Raw genomic sequence first — 24180 nt, 5'->3', positions numbered from 1 at the left:
GCGGGTGTTTTCTATTTGCTGCCCGACTTTTCGCAAAGCTGAACGTGGTTGCCGAACGGGTCAAAGTTGCAAGAGGTTTACGGTTCTTAAGGAGGAGGTTAGCGTGACAAGATGTCATTGGTCTGAACATCTACCATCGGAAGCTCACCGCGAATTTTATGACTTTTACAGCAAAGAATGGTGGACCGCAGCGCGATCGTTTGAAGACGTCGTACATATGTTGGACCATTGCGACCTGACGATTTTTTGTCATGATGCAGAGGGAAGCATAATCGGCTTTGCACGCGTATTAAGCGACTTCACCTTCAAGGCGATGATCTTTGATGTGATCATCGCAGAAAAAGCTCGCGGTCATGGACTTGGAAAAACAATTATTCAACGCATATTATCGCATGAAAAGTTGCGACGTGTGAAAAGTTTTGAGCTTTATTGCCCCGAAAGACTGGCGCCTTTTTATGAGAAGCTAGGCTTCTTGAAGGGATCGTCGGAGTTGCTTTTCAATCAGCCCCGAACAGCCTGAGCGGCATCGTAGCCATAAAGCCAGTCCAGATCTTTCAGGAAAGTATCTGGACTGCGCATCGCAAAGAGGATGTTGCGTCCCAGCGCAAATACACCTGTAGCGTGATAGGCAAAGCGGTTCAGTTGGCCCCGTTTTGCAACAGCTGCGATTCGCTCTTTGCGAATAGAATCAAATCGCTTCAGCGCTGAATTCGGCTCGCCGTCATCCAATGCTTCGGCCAGTGCTGCCGCATCTTCAATTGCCATGGCAGCACCCTGCGCTGCAAAGGGTGTGACTGCGTGAGAGGCGTCACCGAGAAAGACCGTTCTGTCCGGGCCGACAAATTGAGCCTCAGCCATTTCAAAAAGCGGCCAGTAGGTCCAATCGGTTGGAGCTGAGAGAACATCACGCACAGGATTGCTCCAGCCTTCATAGAAAGACTGCAATTGCACTTTGTCACCTGTCTTCGACCACACCTCACCAGGATTATCGCCGGTCGTTATGGCGACGAAATTGAAGAAGTCGCCGCCCTTTACCGGATAAGCAATGAAATGCGCTTTCGGTCCAAGCCAGGCAGAAACGGACTTTTTTTCCGGTACGGCGGCGCTGAAACTTGAGGGTAGGGCATTAGCTGCCAGTGTTGTACGCCACGCGATATGACCGCTGAAACGTGCTTTATCATATCCGGCCGTGGCGCGCTGCGCAGACCAAACACCGTCGCAAGCAACCAGATAGGCCGCTGCAATATCTTCATCTGCTCCACCACGTCTGATCGTTGCGGTGAGGCCGTTTTGATCTGCTTTATGGCCAATAATCTCAGCATCGAGATTAATCTCGATATTTGGATTCTCAAGGCAGGCATCTAACAGCGCTGTTTGCAAATCAGCACGATGGCAAACGATATAAGGATGACGCCAACGTTTGAATGCCTTGTCGCCGAGTTGCATGGCGAGCAGTGGGCGAGCCTTACGCCCATCCATGAGATAGAGTGCTTCTGGCGTAACGGCTTGTGAGGAAAGGCGGTTTGCAACGCCGAGGCGTTCAAGGTGGCGCATCGCATTCGGAGCCAGCTGCAAACCTGCGCCAACTTCGGACAGGGCTTTTGCTTTTTCAACCAGCTGAACAGTCCATCCGCGCGCTGCACATTCAAGCGCGGCACTCAGACCGGCAACACCGGCCCCTGCAATCAATATGCGTCCCTTGACCAAGCTGCTCATAATATCAGCGGCACGAATGCCGTTATTTATGTTTAGGCAGCTTTATCCGCAGGCGCATCATAGACGCAGCCAGCAGGTAGAGTTTCATCAGCGTGAAGCTGCGGGTTGTAGCGATAGAGTGTCGAGCAATATGGGCAGACGACTTCGCTTTCATGACCCATGTCGAGAAAAACATGCGGATGATCGAAGGGCGGGTTCGCGCCGACGCACATGAATTCCTTGACACCGATTTCAATGGAATTGTGACCAGCGTCGTTCTGGAAGTGCGGAATGATGTGATCGGACATAATATGCTCCGGCGCTTTTGGATCGTGGTATTCAGTCTGAATAGTTATTTTTAAAGCGTTTACCCCGAACGGCTTGTTTCTGGAAGTGTTTTCATCAATTCTGGAGACAATTTAGGCGGTTTGCTATCAAACTGTCATATGACAGCCATAGGCTTATGGTCGCGCCGGGATTTTCCGGTAAAAGCCGGGACAGGAAAAATGAACGAAAACAGCATTATGGCATCACAAACGACTGATTTGACCATTCAGCCAGCCAACGGTCTTTCCGCGGAAAAGAATCTCGGAAAAGTTGGGGGTGCTCAAGAAGCTATGAATGATGATAAGATTTCTGAGCTGATGCAAAGCCCGGAGCGCTTTGTCAATCGTGAGTTTTCGTGGCTGCAGTTCAACCGTCGTGTTCTGGAAGAAGCTGGCAATACACGCCAGCCGTTGCTTGAGCGTCTGCGCTTCCTGTCAATTTCTGCAGCCAATCTCGATGAATTCTTCATGGTGCGTATTGCGGGTCTGGCGGCACAGGTGCGTGCAGGTGTTGCCATGCGCAGCGCCGATGGTCGCACACCACAGGAACAGCTTGATTTTGTTCTGGAAGAAGTAGGCCGTCTTCAGGAAGGGCAGCAGGAACGCTTGCGCACGCTGCGCGAAGAACTTGAAAAAGAAAATATCGAGATCGTCCGCCCATCAGCCTTGTCGGAAACAGAAAAAGATTGGCTGGAAGGCCATTTTCTTGAAACGATTTTCCCGGTTCTGACACCGCTTTCAATCGATCCTGCGCATCCATTCCCGTTTATTCCAAATCTTGGTTTCTCGATTGCGCTGCAACTCGCACGCCGCCTCGATAGTCATCCAATGACGGCGCTTTTGCGTATTCCGGTTGCGCTGAAGCGCTTTATCCAGCTTCCGTCTGAACAGCAGAACTCTTTCCGCTTTATCACCATTGAAGATGCAGTCAGCCTGTTTATTGGTCGTCTGTTCCCTGGCTATGAAGTTCGTGGCGCCGGAACATTCCGCATCATTCGCGACAGCGATATAGAAGTGGAAGAAGAGGCGGAAGATTTGGTTCGACTTTTCGAAACAGCTTTGAAGCGCCGCCGCCGTGGTCAGGTGATCCGTATAGAGTTTGATGCTGAAATTCCTGAAGCATTGCGGGTTTTTGTTGCAACTGAACTCGGTGTTTCCGAAAACCGTATCAGTGTTCTTGAAGGTCTTCTTGCGCTCAACATGATTTCGGAAGTTGTGTCGGTTCCGCGCGATGATCTGAAATTCGTGTCTTACAATCCGCGTTTCCCCGAACGTATCCGTGAGCATGGCGGCGATTGCTTTGCCGCAATTCGGGAAAAGGACATAGTGGTCCATCATCCATATGAATCATTTGACGTGGTGGTGCAGTTTCTTCGTCAGGCTGCGGCTGATCCGGATGTGCTTGCAATCAAGCAGACGCTTTATCGTACATCCAATGACAGTCCCATTGTGCGTGCATTGGTTGATGCGGCCGAAGCTGGCAAATCGGTAACGGCCCTTGTCGAGCTGAAGGCGCGTTTTGATGAAGAAGCCAATATTCGCTGGGCGCGCGATCTGGAGCGTGCAGGTGTTCAGGTGGTGTTCGGCTTTATCGAACTGAAGACGCACGCAAAGATGTCGCTGGTTGTTCGCCGTGAAGATCAGAAACTGCGTTCCTATGTTCACCTTGGTACGGGAAATTACCACCCGATCACGGCGCGTATTTATACCGATTTGTCGTTCTTTACTTCAGATACTGATATTGCGCGAGATGTTGCGCATATCTTTAATTTCATTACCGGTTATGCGCAGCCAGCCGAGGAAATGAAAATCGCGATCTCACCATTGACGCTTCGCGCGCGAATCTTGAAGCACATTGAAGATGAGATTAGCAATGCGAAGGCTGGTAAGCCCGCTGCCATCTGGATGAAGATGAATTCGCTGGTTGATCCACAGATTATTGATGCGCTCTATAAAGCGAGTCAGGCAGGGGTTGATATTGAGCTGATTGTACGCGGTATTTGCTGCCTGCGTCCGGGGGTTCCAGGTCTTTCGAACAACATTCGCGCGAAGTCGATTGTCGGACGTTTTCTCGAGCACAGCCGTGTTTTCTGTTTCGGAAATGGGCATGATTTGCCGTCCGACAAGGCAATCGTCTATATCGGTTCTGCCGATATGATGCCGCGCAATCTGGACCGCCGTGTCGAGACTTTGGTGCCAGTAACGAATGCCACTGTACACCAGCAGATTCTGTCGCAAATTATGTTTGCCAACATAATTGATAACCAACAGAGCTATCAGCTACTTGCGGATGGTACCTCTCGCCGGATAGAAAAGGCGGATGGAGAAGAAGCCTTCAACGCGCAGGAATATTTCATGACAAATCCCAGCTTGTCTGGTCGAGGAAAGTCACCGAAGTCATCTGCCCCACGCCTCACTGCGCATCGTAGACGTGCACAGGCTGAAAGAAAAACGACTTCATGAGTCCAGCAGTTGCACAAGGCCGTTTGAAGGGGCTCAAACCCGTTGCGGTTATCGATATCGGTTCCAACTCGATCCGAGTCGTTGTTTACGAGGGCATCGTCCGGTCTCCGACAGTGCTTTTCAATGAAAAGCTTCTCTGTGGTCTTGGTAAAGGATTGGCCAAGACCGGAAAGCTTAATGAGAAGTCCGTCGATATTGCCTTGCGCGCATTGAAGCGTTTTCGCGTTCTGGCCGAACAGGCGGGGGCGGTTTCAATTCATGCACTCGCAACAGCCGCTGCACGTGAAGCGAAAAACGGTCCCGATTTCATTTCGCAAGCCGAGGCCATTCTTGGACGACACATTGAAGTGCTGACCGGTAAGGAAGAAGCCTATTATTCTGCTTTGGGTATCATTTCCGGTTTTTACAAACCGCAGGGCGTAACTGGCGACCTTGGCGGTGGCAGTCTGGAGCTGGTTGGCGTCAATGACCACGAGGTCGGCGAGGGGATTACCCTTCCGCTTGGTGGTTTGCGTTTGCAGGATATGTCCAACGAGCAGTTGCCGGAAGCCGCGAAGATTGCCCGTACGGAATTGGCGCGCGCAACGCTGCTTGAAGAACATCAAGGGCAGGTTTTTTACGCTGTGGGTGGTACATGGCGAAATCTCGCCAAGCTGCACATGACGGCCAAGCATTATCCGCTGCACGTCATGCATGGCTATGAGATGGATCCGGTGGAAGCAAAGAGCTTTCTCACAAGGGTTGCCAAAGGCAATATCGACACGATGCGCGGCATCGAAGCTGTATCCAAGAACCGTCGCCAGCTTCTTGGCTACGGTGCGGCCGTTCTGCTCGAAACCATTCGTCGAATGAAGCCCTCCAAGATCGTATTCTCGGCGCTGGGTGTTCGTGAAGGCTATCTCTATTCGTTGCTGCCCAAGAACGAACAGCGACTTGATCCGCTTCTATCCTCAGCGGAAGAGCTGGCAATCCTGCGTTCTCGCTCTCCGCGCCATGCACGCGAACTTGCCACCTGGACAACGCTTTCACTGCCCATCCTTGGTTTCGATGAGACTGAGGATGAAGGTCGCTATCGTCAGGCGGCGTGTCTCGTGGCTGACATCAGTTGGCGCGCGCATCCCGACTATCGCGGTTCACAGGCATTGAACATCATTGCGCATGGTTCATTCGGCGGCATCGATCACCCGGGCCGTTCTTTCATGGCGCTTGCGAATTATTATCGCCATGAAGGTTTGGTCGAAGACGAAATAGCGCCGGAAATCCTGCAGCTTGCCACGCCGCGTTTGCGTGCGCGGGCAAAGCTTCTTGGCGCATTGCTGCGTGTGATTTATCTACTGTCAGCATCTATGCCTGGTGTCATCCCGCGCCTTTACTGGCGCGAAGAAGAAAATGGCGTTGCGCTGGTCGTACCGGGCGACATTGCCGACCTGATTTCTGATCGTCCGGAAGGACGTTTGCAGCAGCTTGCAAAACTGACAGGAAAGAATCTCTTCTTTGCAATTGGAGATAGTGCGATTGACGCAAACGAGCGTCATTAAATTCGTCAGAATACTTAAGATAAAAGGCCGACTGGAGTTTTCCCGCCGGCCTTTTCCTTATGTTTTATCGTGCCTCTTTTTTTAAAGACCGTTTAACATTTCTCAGAATGCACTCTAGTTTAATTCGACAGCTTGAATGCGCCGGTTTTCAAACCGAATACCGATTTTGCCTTCAATGAGATCAAGCGCTTTCTGACCGAAGACTTCGCGGCGCCAGCCCTGAAGGGCGGGAACATTGGCTTTCTCGCCTTCGGCTGCGATCTTGTCAATATCATCAGAACTTGCAACGATCTTGGCGGCAACCCCGTGTTCTTCGGTTACAAGCTTGAGCAGCACTTTGAGAATATCTGCAGCCGCAGCACTGCCTTCTGGCGAATGAGACTGTTTTGGCAACTTTGGCAGGTCTTCTTTTGGTATAGCCAATGCCGTCTGGATGGCGTTCACCAGACCCGCCGCTTGAGCCGACCGTTCCCAGCCTTTCGGAATCGAACGAAGACGTCCCAGCGCTTCCGCATCTTTTGGCTGCTGCTGGGCGATTTCAGCAATCGTGTCGTCCTTGATGACGCGGCCACGCGGAACATTGCGTTCGCGTGCTTCACGTTCACGCCATGCAGCAACAGACTGAACGATTGCAAGCTCAATTGGTTTACGCATGCGGGTCTTCACACGCTTCCAAGCATCATCTGGATGCAGATCATAAGTCTCGCGTGCACTGAGAACAGCCATTTCCTCGTTAACCCACTCGCTACGACCTTCTTTCTGGAGCTCATCTTTGAGATAAAGGTAGATATCGCGCAGATAGGTGACATCAGCCAGCGCGTAATCGAGCTGTTTTTCAGACAGGGGACGGCGGCGCCAGTCAGTAAAGCGTGAGGACTTGTCGATGTGTTTTCCGGTGACTTTCTGAACCAGAGCGTCATAGGAAATGGCATCGCCAAAGCCGCAGACCATAGCGGCAACCTGACTGTCAAAAATCGGGGCAGGGATCAAATTGCCTAAGTGAAAGACGATTTCTATGTCTTGGCGCGCTGCGTGGAACACCTTTACCACTTTTTCATCGGCCATCAGGCGGAAGAAAGGAGCGAGATCAAGACCGGGTGCCAATGCATCGACCAGAGCGGTATGGTCGGGCGAAGCCATCTGAATGAGACAGAGTTCCGGCCAGAAGGTCGTTTCCCGAATGAATTCGGTATCGACCGTTACAAAGTCGGATTTGGCTAGGGCGGATACGGCCTCTTCAAGGGCCTCTGTGGTCGTGATGAGCTGCATGTTTTTCTTTTAGAGCGCATCCCGAAAACTGTGAAGCGATTTTCGGACACGATGCACGTTTAACGGAGGATTAGCGCACGCTTCTATATGAATCAGTCAGATTGAAACAAGCTCTGGATAATGGTGGATGGCTTCGGGCTGCTGGTCGCACTGCAAAAAGTATATAGTGATGCAATAGCACGTAAATAGTGGTTTTTGTCGACATAATCCGCCAAGCTGGTTCAACAAGGCCTTGTACGTGCCTGGATATAGGCAGTATCGGCTTGACAAAGTGTGATCAAAATGCGCTTTTCCGCCGGAATTGCAGCGCTTTGCCTGCACAAGATTTATAAAGTTCCAAAAGGCAGAAATCATGCACCGTTATCGCAGCCATACCTGCGCAGCCCTTCGCAAATCGGATGTTGGTTCCAATGTCCGTCTGTCCGGCTGGGTTCACCGCGTCCGTGACCATGGCGGCATTCTCTTCATCGATCTTCGCGACCATTATGGCATCACACAGATCGTGGCCGATCCTGATTCGCCCGCGTTCAAGGTTGCTGAAACTGTTCGCGGCGAATGGGTTATTCGCGTCGATGGTGAAGTGAAGGCCCGCGCAGGCGATGCCGTGAACGCCAATTTGCCAACTGGCGACGTTGAAATTTTCGCAACCGAGATCGAAGTTCTGGCCGCTGCCAAGGAACTGCCGCTGCCCGTGTTCGGTGAGCCCGACTATCCGGAAGATATTCGCCTCAAGTACCGCTTCCTCGATCTGCGCCGCGAAACGCTGCACAAGAACATTATGAGCCGTACCAAGATCATTAGCGCAATGCGTCGCCGCATGACCGAAATCGGCTTCAATGAGTTTTCGACGCCGATCCTGACAGCTTCTTCGCCGGAAGGCGCGCGCGACTTCCTCGTGCCAAGCCGTATCCATGAAGGCAAGTTCTATGCGCTGCCGCAGGCTCCGCAGCAGTATAAGCAGCTTCTGATGGTTGCCGGTTTCGACCGCTACTTCCAGATCGCCCCTTGCTTCCGCGATGAAGATCCACGTGCAGATCGTCTGCCGGGCGAGTTTTACCAGCTCGACCTTGAAATGAGCTTCGTTACTCAGGAAGAAATCTGGGAAACGATGGAACCTGTCATGCGCGGCATCTTTGAAGAGTTTGCCGAAGGCAAGCCTGTCACGCAACAGTTCCGTCGCATCGCTTATGACGACGCAATCCGCACTTATGGTTCGGACAAGCCTGATCTGCGCAACCCGATTGAAATGCAGGCAGTGACCGAGCATTTCGCTGGTTCCGGTTTCAAGGTCTTCGCGAACATGATCGCCAACGATCCAAAAGTAGAAGTCTGGGCAATCCCCGCAAAGACCGGTGGTTCGCGTGCATTCTGCGACCGCATGAACTCATGGGCGCAGGGTGAAGGCCAGCCGGGCCTCGGTTATATCTTCTGGCGCAAAGAAGGCGACAAGCTTGAAGGCGCAGGTCCGATTGCCAAGAATATTGGTGAAGAACGAACCGAAGCGCTCCGCAACCAGCTGGGTCTCGGCGACGGCGATGCCTGCTTCTTCGTAGCCGGTCAGCCATCGAAGTTCTACAAATTCGCAGGCGACGCCCGCACGCGTGCTGGTGAAGAACTGAACCTCGTTGATCGTGATCGCTTTGAACTCGCATGGATCATCGACTTCCCGTTCTACGAATGGGACGAAGACAACAAGAAGCTCGACTTCGCGCACAACCCTTTCTCGATGCCACAGGGTGGCATGGAAGCACTGGAAACGCAGGACCCGCTGACGCTCAAGGCTTACCAGTACGATCTCGTCTGTAATGGCTTTGAAATCGCTTCCGGCTCGATTCGTAACCAGCTGCCGGATGTTATGGTCAAGGCGTTCGAAAAGGTTGGCCTCAGCCAGCAGGACGTGGAAGAGCGCTTCGGCGGTCTCTATCGCGCGTTCCAGTATGGTGCGCCTCCACACGGCGGCATGGCAGCCGGTATTGATCGCGTTATCATGCTCCTGGTTGGTGCGAAGAATTTGCGCGAGATTTCGCTCTTCCCAATGAACCAGCAGGCGCTTGATCTTTTGATGAACGCGCCTTCGGAGGTGTCACCAGCTCAGCTGCGCGATCTTCATATTCGCCTAGCACCAACTCAGAAGAGCTGATTTCCTCCCGTCTGAACACTTAAAAGCCCGGTCGCCGACCGGGCTTTTTCTTTGGTAAATAATAAAAAACCGGTGAGCAGAACTCACCGGATTTCATGTGATCAAACTCGATCTGATCAGTTGTTGGCTTCAACACCAATTTTCAGAAGCTGGATGATTTTCGTTGGGTCGAGCGAAGCAGTCGCAACGATGGATGCGAAGCTGACCGACTGGTCAGGCGAAGCAGAAACAGTCAGCGACTTTGGATCGTCGAAGTATTTTTCAGCTGCGGTCTTGAGCTGCTGAGCAAATTCAGGGTTCTTGAGCTGTGTAGCCATCAGTGGAACCATCATCTTCAGCTGTTCGCCAAGCTGCTTGCCATCAGCGCCCTGCTGCTTGCCGTAATAGTCGAGCAGCTTCTGTGTGAGTGTTTCGTTGTCAAAGCGAATCGAAAGATTCTTGAGGCTCAGCTGTTCCGCGAGACCGAGAAAAGCGAGGCCTGCTGCATCCTTTTCGGCATCAGCCTTGGCCATGTTTTCCTGTGTCTTCTGCAGAGCTTCTACGAACGATAGATCGTAGCCCTCAATGGCACCGGTCAGGTTGATTTTTCCAAGATCATTCGCATCGATTTCGAACTGATCAAGTGTTGCATTGCCAGCAGTCGGCTGCCATGTGCCCTTCGAGTTAATCGAGCCCTTCAACGCACTTATGTCCAGCGGAGCAAGTGGATTTTTGCCGTCTTTATCGAAGGTTGCATCAATATCAGCAATAGTAAGAGCGTAATCGATCTTTTCAGCCTTGTTGGCTGAATTTAGGGTGACTTCCATTCCCTTGATGAGAGCGCCATCTCTTCCAGGTGTACCGACGGCTACTTCATCAATCTTCATCTTATCATAGAAGATCATCTGGCTGAGGGGGCCTTCAGCTTTTTCCGATGGGAGAATGACATTCTCCATCGAGATACCTTTGATCGAGGCTTTATCGTTCTTATCTGCGCCTTCAGCAGGGAAATCCATATCAGCAACAGCAATTTTTTCAATGCTGTAGCCGCCTTCAGGTGTATCCTGAACGTTTTCGAGCGTTATATCACCGAGTGGAACAGCACCTTTGGAAACCGTAGGCAGCTTGATTGACGCGCCTTTTAAAAGAACATCATCGCCATCAGCCGTCACTTCGGAAAAGTTCAGCTCACCACCCTGCTTGGTATACAATGCCTTGATGCGTTCCGCGACCGCATTTGCATCCGCAGCCATTGCTGCGCCGCCAAGAACGAGCGAGAGCGCCGTGCTTGCTGCGAAGGTGCGTATAGTCCGCTTACCAACAACGAAAAACTGCATTTAATAGCTCCTGATCTTTTGGTAAAAAAATTCAAATGACTTCATAAGCTTTTACGAAAGGAAAAAAAGCCCGTTTTGTTCATCCGATGATAGTTGTGGAGAAAACCACTACAATTCTCGTATAGAAATGAAATGACGGTTTATTTACGACGAATGTACTGGATTGGTTCTCATCGCTACTTGCTGACGAATCGCGCAATTGGTACTGAGAACTATGGGTAAAAGTCTGATTCCGCCGGGCGACGGCGAAGAACACATCGAACGGGTCGACCTTAAATCGGCACTCGAGGAACGCTACCTCGCTTATGCGCTGTCCACGATCATGCATCGTGCGCTGCCGGATGTGCGTGACGGTTTGAAACCGGTGCATCGCCGCATCATGCATGCCATGCGCCTGCTGCGACTTAATCCCGATCAGGCTTACGCAAAATGCGCGCGTATCGTCGGTGACGTTATGGGTAAATTCCACCCACACGGCGACGCCTCGATTTACGATGCGCTGGTGCGTCTGGCACAGGATTTTGCCGTGCGTTATCCGCTCGTGGATGGGCAAGGCAATTTCGGCAATATCGACGGCGATAATGCGGCTGCTATGCGTTATACCGAAGCGCGTATGACCGAAGTGGCGACGCTGCTTCTTGAAGGCATCAACGAAAACGCCATCGACTTCCGCCCTACCTATAATGAAGAGGATGAAGAACCCATCGTCCTCCCGGGTGCGTTCCCGAACCTGCTTGCCAATGGTTCGGCCGGCATCGCGGTTGGTATGGCGACCAATATTCCTCCGCATAATGTGGCGGAGCTGTGCTCGTCGGCGCTGTATCTCATCAACCATCCAGAAGCGACAGTTGAAGAACTCGTCACTTCGCCGGATCAATGGGAAGAGCTGAAAAAGGAAGCGGAAAGCGATCCGTCAGCCCTTTTGAAGTGCAAGGTACGTGGTCCTGATTTCCCGACCGGCGGCATTCTGGTTGAAGAACATGCCAATATTGTTGAAGCCTATCGGACCGGGCGTGGTTCTTTCCGTTCGCGTGCGCGCTGGCATAAGGAAGAGGGGAACCGCGGAACCTGGGTGATTGTTGTCACTGAGATTCCGTATCAGGTTCAGAAATCGCGCCTGATCGAAAAGATTGCAGAGCTGCTTCTCGCCAAGAAGCTGCCGTTGCTCGACGATATTCGCGACGAGTCTGCGGAAGATATCCGCATCGTTCTGGAACCGAAGAACCGCACGGTCGATCCTGAACTGCTGATGGAATCACTTTTCAAGCTGACCGAGCTTGAGAACCGGGTTTCGCTCAACATGAACGTGCTTTCGCATGGCAAAGTGCCGAATGTTCTGTCACTGGGCGGCGTGCTCAAGGAATGGCTTGAACATCGCAAGGAAGTGCTGGTTCGCCGTTCTGAATACCGTCTGGCGGAAATTGATAAGCGTCTGGAAATCCTCGGCGGATTCCTGAAGGCCTATCTCAATCTTGATGAAGTCATCCGCATCATTCGTGAAGAGGATGAGCCTAAGCAGGAATTGATGCGGACTTTCGATCTGACGGATAATCAGGCCGAAGCGATCCTCAACATGCGGCTGCGTTCGTTGCGCAAGCTTGAAGAGTTTGAAATTCGCAAAGAATTCGACGGGTTGACTGCCGAGAAGGCTGATCTGGAAGGTCTGCTTGCTTCGGGCACGCGCCAGTGGAAGAAAATCAGCACCGAAATCAAAGCTGTTCGGGAAAAGTTTGGCCCTGAAACCAAACTCGGCAAGCGTCGTAGTACATTTGCCGAAGCACCGACGCATGACCTTGAAGACATTCATCAGGCGATGATCGAGCGTGAGCCGGTAACCATCGTCGTGTCTGAAAAGGGCTGGCTGCGCGCGATGAAAGGTCATCTGGCAGACTTCTCTACACTGGCTTTCAAGGAAGGTGATAAGCTCAAGCTTGCCTTCCATGCAGAAACGACTGATAAGCTTCTATTCTTCACGACAGGTGGCAAGTTCTTCACCATTGGTGCGAACACCCTTCCGGGCGGACGCGGCCATGGAGAACCGATCCGCATCCTCGTCGATATGGAGAATGATCAGGATATCCTCACAGCTTTTGTCCATGATCCTCAAGCCAAGCTTTTGCTCGTATCGCATGAAGGCAATGGCTTTATCGTCTCCGAGAATGAAGCAGTCGCCAATACCCGCAAGGGCAAACAGGTGATGAACGTGAAGGCACCGGACGAAGCAAAGCTTTGCCAGCGCATTTCAGGGGATCACATTGCGGTCGTGGGCGAGAATCGGAAGATGGTTGTCTTTCCGCTGGCGGAAATTCCGGAAATGACCCGGGGCAAGGGCGTTCGCTTGCAGAAGTATAAGGACGGCGGCGTGTCCGATGTCCGTACCTTCGCAATCAGCGAAGGCCTGTCATGGCAGGATTCAGCAGATCGCACATTCAATCGCAGCAAGGAAGAGCTTGTCGAGTGGATTGCAGCCCGAGCGTCCGCTGGGCGGCTGGTGCCCAAGGGGTTCCCACGTTCTGGCAAGTTTTAAAATAAAGGCGGCTTATGCCGCCTTATTTGTTTCTAGCCCTCAAACTTCTGCCAGCCGCGAGGACCGAGATGTTCTTGCGGTTTGAAGCGCGTCTTATATTGCATCTTGCGTGACCCTTCGACCCAATAGCCAAGATAGACATAGGGGAGGCCAGCCGCCCGCGCGCGCTCAATATGATCAAGGATCATGAAGGTTCCGAGCGATCGATCATGCATATGCGGTGAGAAGAATGAATAGACCATAGAGAGGCCGTCGGCCATCACGTCGGTAAGCGCTACCGCGATAAGCTCCCCGTCACCTTTGGCGCTGATAAAGCTGTCCGGCCCGCGTCTGCGATATTCGATAATCTGCGTGTTGACGTGGGTATCTTCAACCATCATGGCATAATCGAGCACTGTCATATCGGACATGCCGCCTGAATGGTGGCGCGCATCCAGATAATCCCGGAAGAGAGCATATTGTTCGGTGCTCGGTTGCGCCTTGTGCTCACGGCCTATCAGATCACGATTAAGGTTCCAGACACGCCGCATGCTGCGGTTCATCTCAAATTCGCCAGTCAGGATTCGTACCGAAACGCAAGCGCGGCAAAGTTCGCAGGCTGGGCGATAAGCAATGTTCTGAGATCGGCGGAAACCACCTTGCGTAAGCAGGTCGTTGATTTCTCTGGCCTTGTCGCCCACCAGATGCGTAAACACTTTCCGTTCCATCTGTCCGTCAAGATACGGACAGGGCGATGGAGCCGTTAAGAAAAACTGCGGAGACTGTTGCGGTTGATGGGTCATTCAATATCCACGAAACGGCAATACCGAACCATCTCTTTAAGCTCTAAAGATTGAGCCGACTGCACAAAACGTCAATAGACTTTTGCGCAGTCGGCTCTGAATTTTTTTGATGCTTGGTTTTAGCGGTCCGAACGGATGACTGCGGTTCCAAGAAGAAGGTCGTGCACAGTACGTTTGCGGTCAATCACGAGCGTGGCCAACAGTATTAGCGGTGTAAGCACCACATTCAGGCCCCAGAATAGCACTGTGTGGGCCACCGCCAACATCGGATCGATCGTGCCGCCTTCAAGACGAACCATCTTGATGTTCATCATCTGCATACCCTTTGTCGCCTGCTGTGGGCCACCGAGCGTGCGTGACACATAGAACAAAGCGACCACCGGAAACATGATGGCGTAAAGCGCCCATCCCAGTGAAAGCGTGAGAATTCCAAGAATGAAAATCACGATTGCCGCCGGAATGCACAGCAGAAAAACAATAACATAATCGATAAGAAAAGCCATAATTCGACGTGTTCTCACGCCTTCGAAAAATGCGCGGCTCTCGTAATGCGGCCCTATGACTTCGCCGTGCAGAATATTGTCGGACATTTTTCCTTCCAGTCCTTCAAACGAAGCGTCCGGGAACAACCGTCCGCTGCCCCGCACGACGCGGGACAGTCTCAAAGTGGTGTACGAAACTGGCTATTTCAAGGAAATAGTATTCAGCAAGTTAAGCGTGGCTGTTCAGCTTTGCCGCTACATCAAGTGCAAAATAGGTTAGAATTCCGTCGCAACCTGCACGTTTGAAGGCAAGCAAGCTTTCCATCATGGCTTTTTCTTCGTCGATCCAGCCATTCATACCTGCAGCTTTGATCATCGAATATTCGCCCGATACCTGATAGGCATAAGTCGGCAGGCGGAATGCGTTTTTCAGGCGATGGATGATGTCGAGATAAGGCATGCCAGGCTTGACCATCAGCATGTCAGCGCCTTCAGCGACGTCTTGCTCTGCCTCACGGACAGCTTCATCAGAGTTTGCCGGGTCGAGATAATAGGTTTTCTTATCACCCTTTAAAAGTCCTGCCGTTCCAATCGCATCGCGATACGGGCCGTAGAAGGCAGATGCGAATTTGGTCGCATAGGACATGATCGGAATATGGCTGAAACCCTGGGCATTCAGTGCCTGACGAATAGCGCCGATACGGCCATCCATCATGTCGGAAGGTGCGATAATGTCTGCACCGGCTTCGGCCTGAGAAAGTGCGCCACGAACCACCATCGCAACTGTTTCATCGTTGATGATTTCGCCATTGCGCAAAATGCCGTCATGGCCATGCGTTGTGAATGGATCGAGTGCTGCATCGGTAATGATACCGATTTCCGGCACTTCCTTCTTGATCGCACGCACGGCGCGGTTGATCAGATTGTCTGGGCTTGCAACAAAAGCGCCGTCCTCGGACTTGACTTCGGCTTTTTCGCGCGGGAAGGGCGCAATTGCCGGTATACCAAGTTTGGCAGCCTTTTCTGCCATGCGCACAGCCATATCGACCGAGTAACGCTCGACGCCCGGCATTGCGTCCACAGGTTCACTGACATTCGTTCCGTAAGTCAGAAAGAATGGCAGGATTAGATCGTCCACCTTCAGATGCGTTTCCTGAACCAGTCTACGCGACCAGTCGGCCTTGCGCATTCTGCGCAGACGACGACCTTGCGTCACGTCATCGACATGGCTTGAAATGTTGGCAGAAGAGATGTTGGACAAACGATCAGTCATATACATGTTCCCGAGAGAAGAAAGCTTGGGAATCTAACGGTTCGGAAGCTTGTTATCAGATGAGCACGGTTTATCACGGGAAAAGTGGCTAATCCAAGTGCATTGGCCGGTACAGGCCTGTGCAGGATTGACGCGGGGCGTTTCACTTTCTACTCCTCTTATAAACGGGAGAGACATGATGCAGATCGATTTCGGTGGTGGTGGTGAAATCAGCTTTGAACGCAAGGGAAAAGCGGGGCTCGTGAAGCTTACGCGCACGTCTGCTCTCAATGCTCTGACTCATAAAATGATTCTCGCACTCGACCGTGCTTTGCATGCTTGGGAAACCGATCCGGATGTCGCCTGCGTTATTCTGGAAGGCGAAGGCCGTGCATTCTGCGCCGGCGGTGACGTCGTTGCAGCTTATAAGGCTGGGCGCGAAGGCACGCCCGCCTTTGATTTTTTCCGCGATGAATATCGACTGAATGCCCGCATCGGACGGTTTCCAAAGCCGTATATATCGCTGCTAAACGGCATCGTCATGGGCGGTGGCGCTGGCATTTCTGTACATGGTTCGCACCGGATCGTGACTGAAAACACGCTTTTTGCGATGCCGGAAACCGGAATCGGCTTCTTCCCCGATGTCGGTGGAAGCGCCTTCCTGCCGCATCTTCATGATAATTTCGGCTATTATCTTGCACTCACCGGTAATCGCATTCGCTGGGGAGACTGCCTGCAGAGCGGCATCGCAACACATGCTGTGGCTGCCAGCGATCTCGAAGACCTTCGCGATGACCTTGTGGCAAGGGCTGATCTTGATGGGGCTTTGGCCCGTTCTCAATACCCCGATTTTGAGACCGCACCCGAAACTCGCAAAGTCATTGCCGAGAGTTTCGCACATGCGACGCTGTCCGAATGCCTCGATAAACTGGAAAAAGCTGCAAATGCAGGCAATAAGCCGGCAACGGATATTCTGAACGTAATTGCTACGCGTTCACCAACCAGTGTGGCTGTCACATTCCGTCAGATTGCCGATGGTCGCGCTCTGGATCTCGACGATTGTATGCGGATGGAATATCGCATTGCATCCCGTATGCTTGGCCAACATGATTTCTATGAAGGAGTGCGAGCCGTGCTGATCGACAAGGACGGTGCACCCGTCTGGAAGCCAGCATCGATTGATGAAGTGAAGCCGGAAATGGTCAATGCGTATTTTGCTAATCTTGGCGAGAGGGAACTGAGTTTTTGATGCGTCAGGATGAACTGCACCAGCAATTACAACCCAGCGGCACAGAATGGTCATTTGTCTGGTTTATAAGGTTGATCGCGCTCTCTGCTCTTGCAAGCGGCGTGTATTACTGGATCAAGCTGATCGGTATTCAGCCGGGATTGCTGTGGCGTTTTGATCTCATGCCGTGGCAATGGCAGACGGCATGTGTGGCGCTCGCCTTGCTGATGCCGGTTGCCGCGACAGGCCTATGGATGCGGGCTGAATGGGGGCCGGTGTTGTGGATTATCGCATCTGTGGGTGAGATTGCCATCTATTCAGTTTTTGCTCGCCATTTCGAATACAGACCGCTGCTCGTCGCTTTTAATGCGGTTTGTATCATCATTTATGTTGTGTTTCGCGTTTTGCTTTATATTGAAAAAAGGCGGCTTTCCCGCGTAGGCTTGGCTGTGTGACGAAGCAGCATGGTAACCGAACATTAAGCCTGAAATTGCATTTCGCGTGGTAAGTGATTGTTAAGGCTGACTTTTAAGTCGAATTTTATGCATCAAGCCTAAAGTCCTCTCAAGACACGGTGAGATAATACACCGGACCAACAGGAAGAGAGCAGTCTCACGTAAGGCAGCTCCGACAGAGAGGCAAAAGAAATGATCAATGCACAGCACAGAATGGATGCATCTGCTCCGCTTTTGAATCCCGAAGCAGCTCTCCGCACACTCTATCTCGAAGCGCTACAGCTCGTTGAACGTCTGCATCGCCGCCTGCTTGACGTCATCAAAGATGAATTCGATCGCGCTGGCCGCAGCGACATCAATGCAACGCAGGCACTGCTCCTGTTCAACATCGGCAATTCAGAGCTGACTGCCGGTGAATTGCGTTCGCGGGGGTATTATCTGGGCTCGAATGTTTCTTATAATCTCAAGAAGCTTGTCGATATGGGCTTCATCAATCATGAACGTTCGAACACTGACCGCCGCTCAGTTCGTGTCAGTCTGACCGATCAGGGCAACGAGATTGCAGATCAGGTACAGTCGCTTTATCAGCGCCATATTGCTTCCATCGAGCAGGTTGGTGGTATTCAGGTTGAAGAATTTACTGCCATGAACAGGTCGTTGCAGCGTTTGGATCGCTTCTGGAACGACAGCATTGCTTATAGACTCTGACAGCCTTGTTGCAGAATGGTCACAACCAGCACTGTTTGTAAGTTAAACTTCATTATTGATAGCTATTTTAGCGAGGCTTGGCTTGAAATCCGGGCTTTGCGACATGAATAAGCCATAAAAACCGACATAAGCGGTTTAATACAGTGCATAATCATGAGCTATTTCCGAATGCTTTGTATTCGGATGCAACAGGTTAGCCTTTGGGACCAGAATAATGACCAAAACCGATAAGAATACACAAGCGTTCAATGCGGGTCGTCGCGGCTTTCTTCGCGGTGCGGCAACGGCCGGTCTGGCTGCCGCAGCCTCTGCAATCGCTCCGGCGGCTTTCGCCCAGCAGCAGGCTCTGAATGATATTCTATCGGCTCCACGCCGCGGCAACTGGGATGACCAGTTCGACGCACGCGTGACTGGTGGTCAGAAAGTCGCGACCAATCAACCGGTGCTTAGCACGCAGACCGCAGGCAATCTTCAGTCGGCGATCGCGCAATATGCGGACATTGCTGGCCGCGGCGGCTGGCCACAGGTGCCGGGCAATGCGAAATTACAGCTTGGCGTCAGTGACCCTGCGGTTCAGGCTCTGCGTCAGCGTCTGATTGTTTCCGGTGATCTTCCGCGTGAAGCCGGTGTTTCCACTGCTTTCGATACTTATGTTGATGCAGCGGTGAAGCGCTTCCAGTCACGTCACGGCCTTCCGGCTGATGGTGTCATGGGGCAGTTTACCTATGCGGCAATGAATGTCGATGCCAATACGCGCCTTGGACAGTTGCAGACAAACCTTCAGCGCCTGTCGGCGATGACACCTGCAACGCAGTCCGAACAGCGTTTCGTCATGGTCAATATCCCGGCTGCTCGAATTGAAGCCGTGGAAAATGGCAGCGTTTCACAGCGCCATACGGCCGTTGTCGGCAAGATCGACCGTCAGACGCCAATTCTTGATTCCAAGATTCACGAAGTTATTCTTAATCCTTACTGGACTGCACCAAAGTCGATCATCCAGAAGGACATTATTCCGCTGATGCGGAAAAATCCGCAATATCTGACCAATAACAAGATCCGCCTCTACAATGCGCAGGGACAGGAAGTTCCGCCGGAAAGCGTAGACTGGAATACCGATGATGCTGTGAAGCTGATGTTCCGTCAGGATCCGGGCAAGATCAACGCCATGTCCTCGACCAAAATCAACTTCCACAATACCCATGCGGTTTATATGCATGACACACCGCAAAAGAGCTACTTCAACAAGCTTATGCGTTTTGATTCGTCGGGCTGTGTGCGTGTGCAGAATGTCCGCGATCTTGATGTCTGGCTGTTGAAAAATACCGCAGGATGGGATCGCCAGAACATCGAAGGGACCATTGCATCGGGTGTTAATACGCCGATACAGGTGGCTGATCCTGTGCCACTTCATTTCGTCTACATAACCGCATGGTCAACAGGCGATGGCGTGGTGCAGTTCCGCGACGACATTTACAAGATGGATGGTGCAACCGCTCTGGCACTCGGCACCGATACCTGATCTAATCAAACCGAAACGCGCTTTAATGAAAAATAGCCGTCCGAACTTGGTTCGGACGGCTATTTTTGTTGGGAGTGCCGGTCCAAGCTACGTCATGCCGCATTTTGGAACATGCTTTTCGCTTCGCGGCCATTGGCCTTGCTATTCGAAGTGTGATACTGCGCCTCATACCATATAGCTATCACCGGCTAACCCGGAGGGTGTGAAACATGTCGCAAGCCAATAACGCTTTTTTCAACGCAACTCTTGAAGAAGTCGATGCCGATATTTTCGGTGCGATCCGTAATGAACTCGGTCGTCAGCGTCATGAAATCGAGCTGATCGCTTCGGAAAACATCGTATCGCGTGCGGTGCTTGAAGCTCAGGGCTCCATCCTTACCAACAAGTATGCTGAAGGCTACCCAGGTAAGCGCTATTACGGCGGCTGCCAGTATGTTGACGTTGTTGAAGAATTGGCAATCGAACGCGCCAAGAAGCTTTTTGGCGCAGAGTTTGCCAACGTGCAGCCAAACTCCGGCAGCCAGATGAATCAGGCTGTGTTCCTTGCGCTTCTTCAGCCTGGCGACACATTCATGGGCCTCGACCTCAATTCCGGTGGTCACCTGACCCACGGATCACCGGTCAACATGTCGGGCAAATGGTTCAACATTGTTTCCTATGGCGTTCGTGAAGACGATCACCTTCTGGATATGGATGAAATCGCTCGCCTTGCGCGCGAACACAAGCCAAAGCTGATTCTCGCTGGCGGCACTGCTTATTCCCGTTTCTGGGATTGGAAGCGCTTCCGCGAGATCGCTGACGAAGTTGGCGCATATCTGATGGTTGATATGGCTCATATCGCTGGTCTGGTTGCTGGTGGTGTACATCCATCGCCAGTTCCACACGCCCATGTCTGCACCACGACGACTCACAAGTCGCTTCGCGGTCCGCGCGGCGGCATGATCCTCACCAACGATCCTGAACTGGCAAAGAAGTTCAATTCGGCTGTCTTCCCGGGTCTGCAGGGCGGTCCGTTGATGCATGTGATCGCTGGTAAGGCAGTTGCCTTCGCTGAAGCGCTGAAGCCAGAATTCAAGGTCTACGCTCAGAATGTCGTCGATAACGCGCGCGCTCTTTCGGACGAGCTGAAGTCGCAGGGTCTCGATATCGTTTCCGGCGGCACAGACAACCACCTTATGCTGGTCGATCTGCGTCCGAAAAATGCAACAGGCAAACGCGCTGAAGCGGCTCTTGGTCGTGCGAATGTGACCTGTAACAAGAACGGTATTCCTTTCGACCCGGAAAAGCCATTCGTAACCTCTGGCATTCGCCTTGGCACACCGGCTGGAACGACGCGCGGTTTCGGCAAGGCAGAATTCAAGGAAATCGGCTCGCTGATCGCAGAAGTGCTCGATGGTCTCAAGGTAGCAAATTCCGATGAAGGCAATGCATCCGTTGAAGCAGCGGTGAAGGCAAAGGTTATCGCACTGACCGACCGCTTCCCCATGTACGGCTATCAGGGCTAAACTGCTCACATTTTGATGAAGCCCCGCTCAACCCTGTTGAGTGGGGCTTTTTCAATTATGCACTAATTATGCACGAACTTAACGATGGGGTATGATTATCAGGAATCAGTCGATCCAAAGCGTGTCTTTTAACCAGCACGCTTGAAAACAAAGGATAAAGCGCTTCGGCAAGCCTTTTGCAGATGCGCTTTCGTAAGTGAAAGAGTGCCATGCGTTGTCCCTATTGCCAGTCTGAAGATACGCAAGTTAAGGATTCCCGCCCCGCGGAGGATGGTGCCGTTATTCGCAGGCGCCGTGTTTGTTCGGTCTGTGGCGGACGTTTCACCACTTTTGAGCGTGTCCAGCTCCGCGACCTCATGGTCGTCAAGAAGAGTGGTCGTCGGGTGCCTTTTGATCGCGAAAAGCTTGCCCGTTCCATCGAAGTGGCGCTCCGAAAGCGTGAGATCGATCAAGAACGCGTTGAGCGCGCCATTTCCGGCATTGTGCGACAGCTAGAAAGCTCCGGTGAGGCAGAAGTTACTTCTGAAGAAATCGGCCGTCTGACAATGGATGCGCTTAAGGGTGTGGATGATATTGCGTATATCCGTTTTGCTTCCGTTTATCGCAATTTCAGCAAGGCCGTTGATTTCCATAATGTCATTGATGAACTTACGGTAACTGAAGCCGATCGCGATCCGGACGCATAAAATGAGCCGAGTTGAATTTCTGCATACAAATGTCAACTCGGATGACGTCCGCTTCATGGAAGCAACGATCCGGCTCGCCCGTCGTAATAAAGGCCTTACAGGTACAAACCCGTCAGTGGGTACGATTCTTGTCAAGGATGGTATCATCGTCGGACGCGGCGTCACCGCAATCGGTGGGCGTCCTCACGCCGAGCCGCAGGCGCTGGCCGATGCAGGTGAAGCGGCACGCGGCGCTACGGCCTATGTCACTTTGGAGCCGTGCGCTCATCATGGTCGCACCCCGCCATGTGCCGAAGCGCTGGTGCGGGCTGGTGTCGCACGCGTCGTGGTCGCTGCAACTGATCCAGATGATCGGGTGAGTGGAAAAGGCTTCGCCATATTGCGCGAAGCAGGCATTGAAGTGGTGCCGGGTGTGTTGTCGGACGAGGCTGCTGATGATCTGGCAGGCTATCTGAATCGATCTTCTAAAAAACGCCCCGAAGTGATTCTGAAACTTGCACTTTCTGCCGATGGCTACATTGGAAAAAAGGGTGAGGGGCAGGTTTCCATTACCGGTCCGATTGCACGCGCCCAGTCGCATATATTGCGCTCACAGACCGACGTGATCCTGATCGGTGTTGAAACGGCAATCGCTGATGATCCAATCCTGAATTGCCGTCTTCCGGGGGTGGAACAGCGTTCGCCAATTCGCCTTATATTGGACAGTGGATTGAAATTACCTCTCGATTCAAGGCTGGTTCGTAGTTCTGAGACTCTTCCTTTGTGGATTTCGTGTTGTGAAAATGTCGCGCCTGAAAGGCGTTACGAGATGCAGGCAGCAGGCTGCCGTATCATTGCAGCGGAAAGCGACGAAGGCCGAATTGCTTTGCCGGAGCTCATGGATGATCTTGCCGCGCAGGGTATTTCGTCTGTTCTGGTCGAAGGTGGAGCCAGTGTTGCCAGTAATTTCCTGCAACAAAAGCTGGTTGACCGGCTTATCCTGTTTCATTCGCCTGTGGAAATCGGCGCGAAGAATGGGGTTGCCGTCACGGATCTGCAATCCCATATCGATAATGAATTTACAATTTTGCGCCATGCGCAGTACGGCCAAGATGCCTGTATCGAGTATGTAAGGAAAGCGTGATGTTTACTGGGATTGTCACCGATATCGGCAAAGTGGACCGTATCAAGCCTTTGAATGAAGGTATTTTGCTGCGCATTGAAACAACCTATGACCCTGAAACAATTGAGCTTGGTGCGTCGATTGCTTGCTCTGGTGTGTGCCTGACCGTGGTGGCGCTGCCGGAAAAAGGCACAAATGCCCGTTGGTTTGAAGTTGAAGCCTGGGAAGAAGCACTGCGACTGACCACGATTTCAAAATGGGAACATGGTACACGCATAAATCTAGAACGTTCGCTCAAGCTTGGCGACGAAATGGGTGGTCATCTGGTTTCCGGGCACATTGATGGGCAGGCGGAAATTATTGAGCGGAAGGAAGAGGGCGATGCGGTACGCTTCACGCTGCGCGCGCCGGAAGAACTGGCACCCTTTATTGCACAGAAAGGCTCTGTTGCGCTTGATGGCACTTCACTGACAGTCAATGGTGTCGATGGGAACCACTTTGACGTTCTGCTCATTCGTCATTCGCTGGAAGTGACGACTTGGGGCGATCGCAAGGCTGGTGACAGGATCAATATTGAGATCGATCAGCTCGCGCGGTACGCAGCAAGGCTTGCGCAATATCAGAAATAAGCTTAGAGCCTACATTCTAAAGCTATAACAGCATTTTCCGAATTTGGCGTTGACCGCAGATTTTGCGGTCCGCGATTTCTGCTATGGAGTCTCTCATGTCGAAGCACGAGGCGCGCGCGCCGCATTTGCTCATTGTTGAAGCGCGTTTCTATGAAGAACTGTCCGATGCGCTTCTTGACGGCGCGAAGGCTGCTCTTGATGCGGCTGGAGCAACATATGATGTTGTCACGGTGCCAGGTGCGCTTGAAGTGCCTGCGACCATTTCTTTTGCACTTGATGGTGCGGAAAATGGTGGCACTTATTACGATGGTTTTGTGGCTCTCGGCACAGTTATTCGCGGTGAAACTTATCATTTCGATATTGTTGCCAACGAGTCCTGCCGCGCGCTCACGGATCTTTCGGTTGAAGAAGGTCTTGCGATCGGTAATGGTATCCTGACAGTTGAGAACGACGAGCAGGCTTGGGTCCGTGCGCGTCGCGAAGACAAGGATAAGGGTGGCTTTGCTGCCCGTGCGGCGCTCACCATGATTGATTTGCGTAAGAAATTCGGAGCCTGAT

The 24180-nt window shown here is 52.1% G+C and carries 21 protein-coding genes; 14 read left to right on the top strand and 7 right to left on the bottom strand.

Translation table 11 applies throughout. The features are described 5' to 3' along the window. The first annotated feature begins 4 nt into the window (after positions 1–4). A complete protein-coding gene (locus tag H5024_RS21605; RefSeq protein ID WP_348770680.1) occupies positions 5–520 on the top strand; it encodes a GNAT family N-acetyltransferase in 516 nt (171 codons plus the stop codon). Here the strand turns inward: H5024_RS21605 and H5024_RS08820 are convergent. Both H5024_RS08820 and H5024_RS08815 read right to left on the bottom strand, forming a co-directional pair. Then, the gene (locus H5024_RS08820) at positions 502–1707 is read right to left on the bottom strand and encodes an FAD-binding protein (protein ID WP_187546721.1); all 1206 of its coding nucleotides are present in this window, start codon (positions 1705–1707) and stop codon (positions 502–504) included. The two genes, H5024_RS21605 and H5024_RS08820, sit on opposite strands and share 19 nt — an antisense overlap. A 41-nt stretch (positions 1708–1748) precedes the next feature. Next, a complete protein-coding gene (locus H5024_RS08815) occupies positions 1749–2003 on the bottom strand; it encodes a zinc-finger domain-containing protein (protein WP_187545513.1) in 255 nt (84 codons plus the stop codon). Positions 2004–2201: 198 nt separating this feature from the next. Here H5024_RS08815 and H5024_RS08810 point away from each other — a divergent pair, with 198 nt between their 5' ends. Further along, on the top strand, positions 2202–4484 hold the full coding sequence (locus H5024_RS08810) for an RNA degradosome polyphosphate kinase (protein WP_187545511.1): 2283 nt from the start codon (positions 2202–2204) through the stop codon (positions 4482–4484). Beyond that, positions 4481–6022 (top strand): exopolyphosphatase, encoded by a 1542-nt coding sequence (gene ppx, locus H5024_RS08805; protein WP_187545508.1) that lies wholly within the window; start codon positions 4481–4483, stop codon positions 6020–6022. Before H5024_RS08810 ends, ppx begins: the two co-directional genes overlap by 4 nt. A 114-nt stretch (positions 6023–6136) precedes the next feature. Here ppx and rnd read toward each other — a convergent pair whose 3' ends face one another. Continuing rightward, positions 6137–7291, bottom strand: a complete 1155-nt coding sequence (gene rnd / locus H5024_RS08800; RefSeq protein WP_187545506.1) for a ribonuclease D — start codon at positions 7289–7291, stop codon at positions 6137–6139. Positions 7292–7643: 352 nt separating this feature from the next. Between rnd and aspS the strand changes: the two genes are divergently transcribed. After that, complete coding sequence (gene aspS, locus H5024_RS08795) at positions 7644–9431, top strand: aspartate--tRNA ligase (RefSeq protein ID WP_187545503.1); 1788 nt, start codon at positions 7644–7646, stop codon at positions 9429–9431. A 116-nt stretch (positions 9432–9547) separates the two neighbouring features. On the opposite strand, the gene H5024_RS08790 is transcribed toward aspS, so the two are convergent. Continuing rightward, complete coding sequence (locus H5024_RS08790; RefSeq protein ID WP_187545500.1) at positions 9548–10747, bottom strand: hypothetical protein; 1200 nt, start codon at positions 10745–10747, stop codon at positions 9548–9550. Between the two features lie 214 nt (positions 10748–10961). On the opposite strand from H5024_RS08790, the gene H5024_RS08785 reads away from it, so the two are divergent. Then, complete coding sequence (locus tag H5024_RS08785; RefSeq protein ID WP_187545497.1) at positions 10962–13274, top strand: DNA topoisomerase IV subunit A; 2313 nt, start codon at positions 10962–10964, stop codon at positions 13272–13274. A gap of 32 nt (positions 13275–13306) precedes the next feature. On the opposite strand, the gene H5024_RS08780 is transcribed toward H5024_RS08785, so the two are convergent. The 3 genes from H5024_RS08780 to hemB form a co-directional block, all read right to left on the bottom strand. After that, on the bottom strand, positions 13307–14056 hold the full coding sequence (locus tag H5024_RS08780) for an arginyltransferase (protein WP_187545494.1): 750 nt from the start codon (positions 14054–14056) through the stop codon (positions 13307–13309). Between the two features lie 119 nt (positions 14057–14175). Continuing rightward, positions 14176–14646, bottom strand: coding sequence for an RDD family protein (locus tag H5024_RS08775; RefSeq protein ID WP_187545491.1), 471 nt, complete (start codon positions 14644–14646; stop codon positions 14176–14178). 121 nt (positions 14647–14767) lie between these two features. Beyond that, a complete protein-coding gene (hemB, locus tag H5024_RS08770; protein ID WP_187545488.1) occupies positions 14768–15811 on the bottom strand; it encodes a porphobilinogen synthase in 1044 nt (347 codons plus the stop codon). A gap of 178 nt (positions 15812–15989) precedes the next feature. Here hemB and H5024_RS08765 point away from each other — a divergent pair, with 178 nt between their 5' ends. The 9 genes from H5024_RS08765 (at position 15990) to H5024_RS08725 (ending at position 24179) form a co-directional block, all read left to right on the top strand. Next, positions 15990–17039, top strand: coding sequence for an enoyl-CoA hydratase/isomerase family protein (locus tag H5024_RS08765; RefSeq protein ID WP_187546719.1), 1050 nt, complete (start codon positions 15990–15992; stop codon positions 17037–17039). Next, positions 17039–17473 carry a DUF6163 family protein gene (locus H5024_RS08760; RefSeq protein WP_187545486.1) on the top strand — a complete coding sequence of 145 codons (435 nt, stop codon included), beginning with the start codon at positions 17039–17041 and terminating at the stop codon, positions 17471–17473. Before H5024_RS08765 ends, H5024_RS08760 begins: the two co-directional genes overlap by 1 nt. A 213-nt stretch (positions 17474–17686) precedes the next feature. Then, positions 17687–18181: a winged helix DNA-binding protein gene (locus tag H5024_RS08755; protein WP_337961960.1), complete on the top strand. Its 495-nt coding sequence runs from the start codon at positions 17687–17689 to the stop codon at positions 18179–18181. A gap of 214 nt (positions 18182–18395) precedes the next feature. Further along, a complete protein-coding gene (locus H5024_RS08750) occupies positions 18396–19700 on the top strand; it encodes a L,D-transpeptidase family protein (RefSeq protein WP_187545481.1) in 1305 nt (434 codons plus the stop codon). A gap of 209 nt (positions 19701–19909) precedes the next feature. Continuing rightward, positions 19910–21205 carry a serine hydroxymethyltransferase gene (glyA, locus tag H5024_RS08745; RefSeq protein WP_187545478.1) on the top strand — a complete coding sequence of 432 codons (1296 nt, stop codon included), beginning with the start codon at positions 19910–19912 and terminating at the stop codon, positions 21203–21205. Between the two features lie 209 nt (positions 21206–21414). Continuing rightward, entirely contained in the window at positions 21415–21891 is a 477-nt protein-coding gene (gene nrdR, locus H5024_RS08740) for a transcriptional regulator NrdR (protein WP_187545475.1), read from the top strand. Position 21892: 1 nt separating this feature from the next. Next, on the top strand, positions 21893–23014 hold the full coding sequence (gene ribD, locus H5024_RS08735) for a bifunctional diaminohydroxyphosphoribosylaminopyrimidine deaminase/5-amino-6-(5-phosphoribosylamino)uracil reductase RibD (protein WP_187545473.1): 1122 nt from the start codon (positions 21893–21895) through the stop codon (positions 23012–23014). Further along, positions 23014–23622 (top strand): riboflavin synthase, encoded by a 609-nt coding sequence (locus tag H5024_RS08730; protein WP_187545471.1) that lies wholly within the window; start codon positions 23014–23016, stop codon positions 23620–23622. Before ribD ends, H5024_RS08730 begins: the two co-directional genes overlap by 1 nt. A gap of 95 nt (positions 23623–23717) precedes the next feature. Then, a complete protein-coding gene (locus H5024_RS08725; protein WP_187545469.1) occupies positions 23718–24179 on the top strand; it encodes a 6,7-dimethyl-8-ribityllumazine synthase in 462 nt (153 codons plus the stop codon). Position 24180 lies beyond the last annotated feature (1 nt).

This window comes from Ochrobactrum sp. Marseille-Q0166 (assembly GCF_014397025.1).
GTDB lineage: Bacteria > Pseudomonadota > Alphaproteobacteria > Rhizobiales > Rhizobiaceae > Brucella.
The sequence above is the reverse complement of the archived record's forward strand: the minus strand, read 5'-3'. Positions and strand labels throughout refer to the sequence as shown.

Excerpts from the sequence above, each read along its gene's own strand:
- H5024_RS08755 (WP_337961960.1), top strand. The coding sequence starts at position 17,687 with ATGGATGCATCTGCTCCGCTTTTGAATCCCGAAGCAGCTCTCCGCACA.
- H5024_RS08780 (WP_187545494.1), bottom strand. The coding sequence starts at position 14,056 with ATGACCCATCAACCGCAACAGTCTCCGCAGTTTTTCTTAACGGCTCCA.
- aspS (WP_187545503.1), top strand. The coding sequence starts at position 7,644 with ATGCACCGTTATCGCAGCCATACCTGCGCAGCCCTTCGCAAATCGGAT.
- nrdR (WP_187545475.1), top strand. The coding sequence starts at position 21,415 with ATGCGTTGTCCCTATTGCCAGTCTGAAGATACGCAAGTTAAGGATTCC.
- H5024_RS08810 (WP_187545511.1), top strand. The coding sequence starts at position 2,202 with ATGAACGAAAACAGCATTATGGCATCACAAACGACTGATTTGACCATT.
- H5024_RS08730 (WP_187545471.1), top strand. The coding sequence starts at position 23,014 with ATGTTTACTGGGATTGTCACCGATATCGGCAAAGTGGACCGTATCAAG.
- H5024_RS08815 (WP_187545513.1), bottom strand. The coding sequence starts at position 2,003 with ATGTCCGATCACATCATTCCGCACTTCCAGAACGACGCTGGTCACAAT.
- H5024_RS08760 (WP_187545486.1), top strand. The coding sequence starts at position 17,039 with ATGCGTCAGGATGAACTGCACCAGCAATTACAACCCAGCGGCACAGAA.
- rnd (WP_187545506.1), bottom strand. The coding sequence starts at position 7,291 with ATGCAGCTCATCACGACCACAGAGGCCCTTGAAGAGGCCGTATCCGCC.
- H5024_RS08775 (WP_187545491.1), bottom strand. The coding sequence starts at position 14,646 with ATGTCCGACAATATTCTGCACGGCGAAGTCATAGGGCCGCATTACGAG.
- H5024_RS08765 (WP_187546719.1), top strand. The coding sequence starts at position 15,990 with ATGCAGATCGATTTCGGTGGTGGTGGTGAAATCAGCTTTGAACGCAAG.
- ppx (WP_187545508.1), top strand. The coding sequence starts at position 4,481 with ATGAGTCCAGCAGTTGCACAAGGCCGTTTGAAGGGGCTCAAACCCGTT.
- H5024_RS08750 (WP_187545481.1), top strand. The coding sequence starts at position 18,396 with ATGACCAAAACCGATAAGAATACACAAGCGTTCAATGCGGGTCGTCGC.
- H5024_RS08725 (WP_187545469.1), top strand. The coding sequence starts at position 23,718 with ATGTCGAAGCACGAGGCGCGCGCGCCGCATTTGCTCATTGTTGAAGCG.
- ribD (WP_187545473.1), top strand. The coding sequence starts at position 21,893 with ATGAGCCGAGTTGAATTTCTGCATACAAATGTCAACTCGGATGACGTC.
- H5024_RS08790 (WP_187545500.1), bottom strand. The coding sequence starts at position 10,747 with ATGCAGTTTTTCGTTGTTGGTAAGCGGACTATACGCACCTTCGCAGCA.
- glyA (WP_187545478.1), top strand. The coding sequence starts at position 19,910 with ATGTCGCAAGCCAATAACGCTTTTTTCAACGCAACTCTTGAAGAAGTC.
- H5024_RS08785 (WP_187545497.1), top strand. The coding sequence starts at position 10,962 with ATGGGTAAAAGTCTGATTCCGCCGGGCGACGGCGAAGAACACATCGAA.
- hemB (WP_187545488.1), bottom strand. The coding sequence starts at position 15,811 with ATGACTGATCGTTTGTCCAACATCTCTTCTGCCAACATTTCAAGCCAT.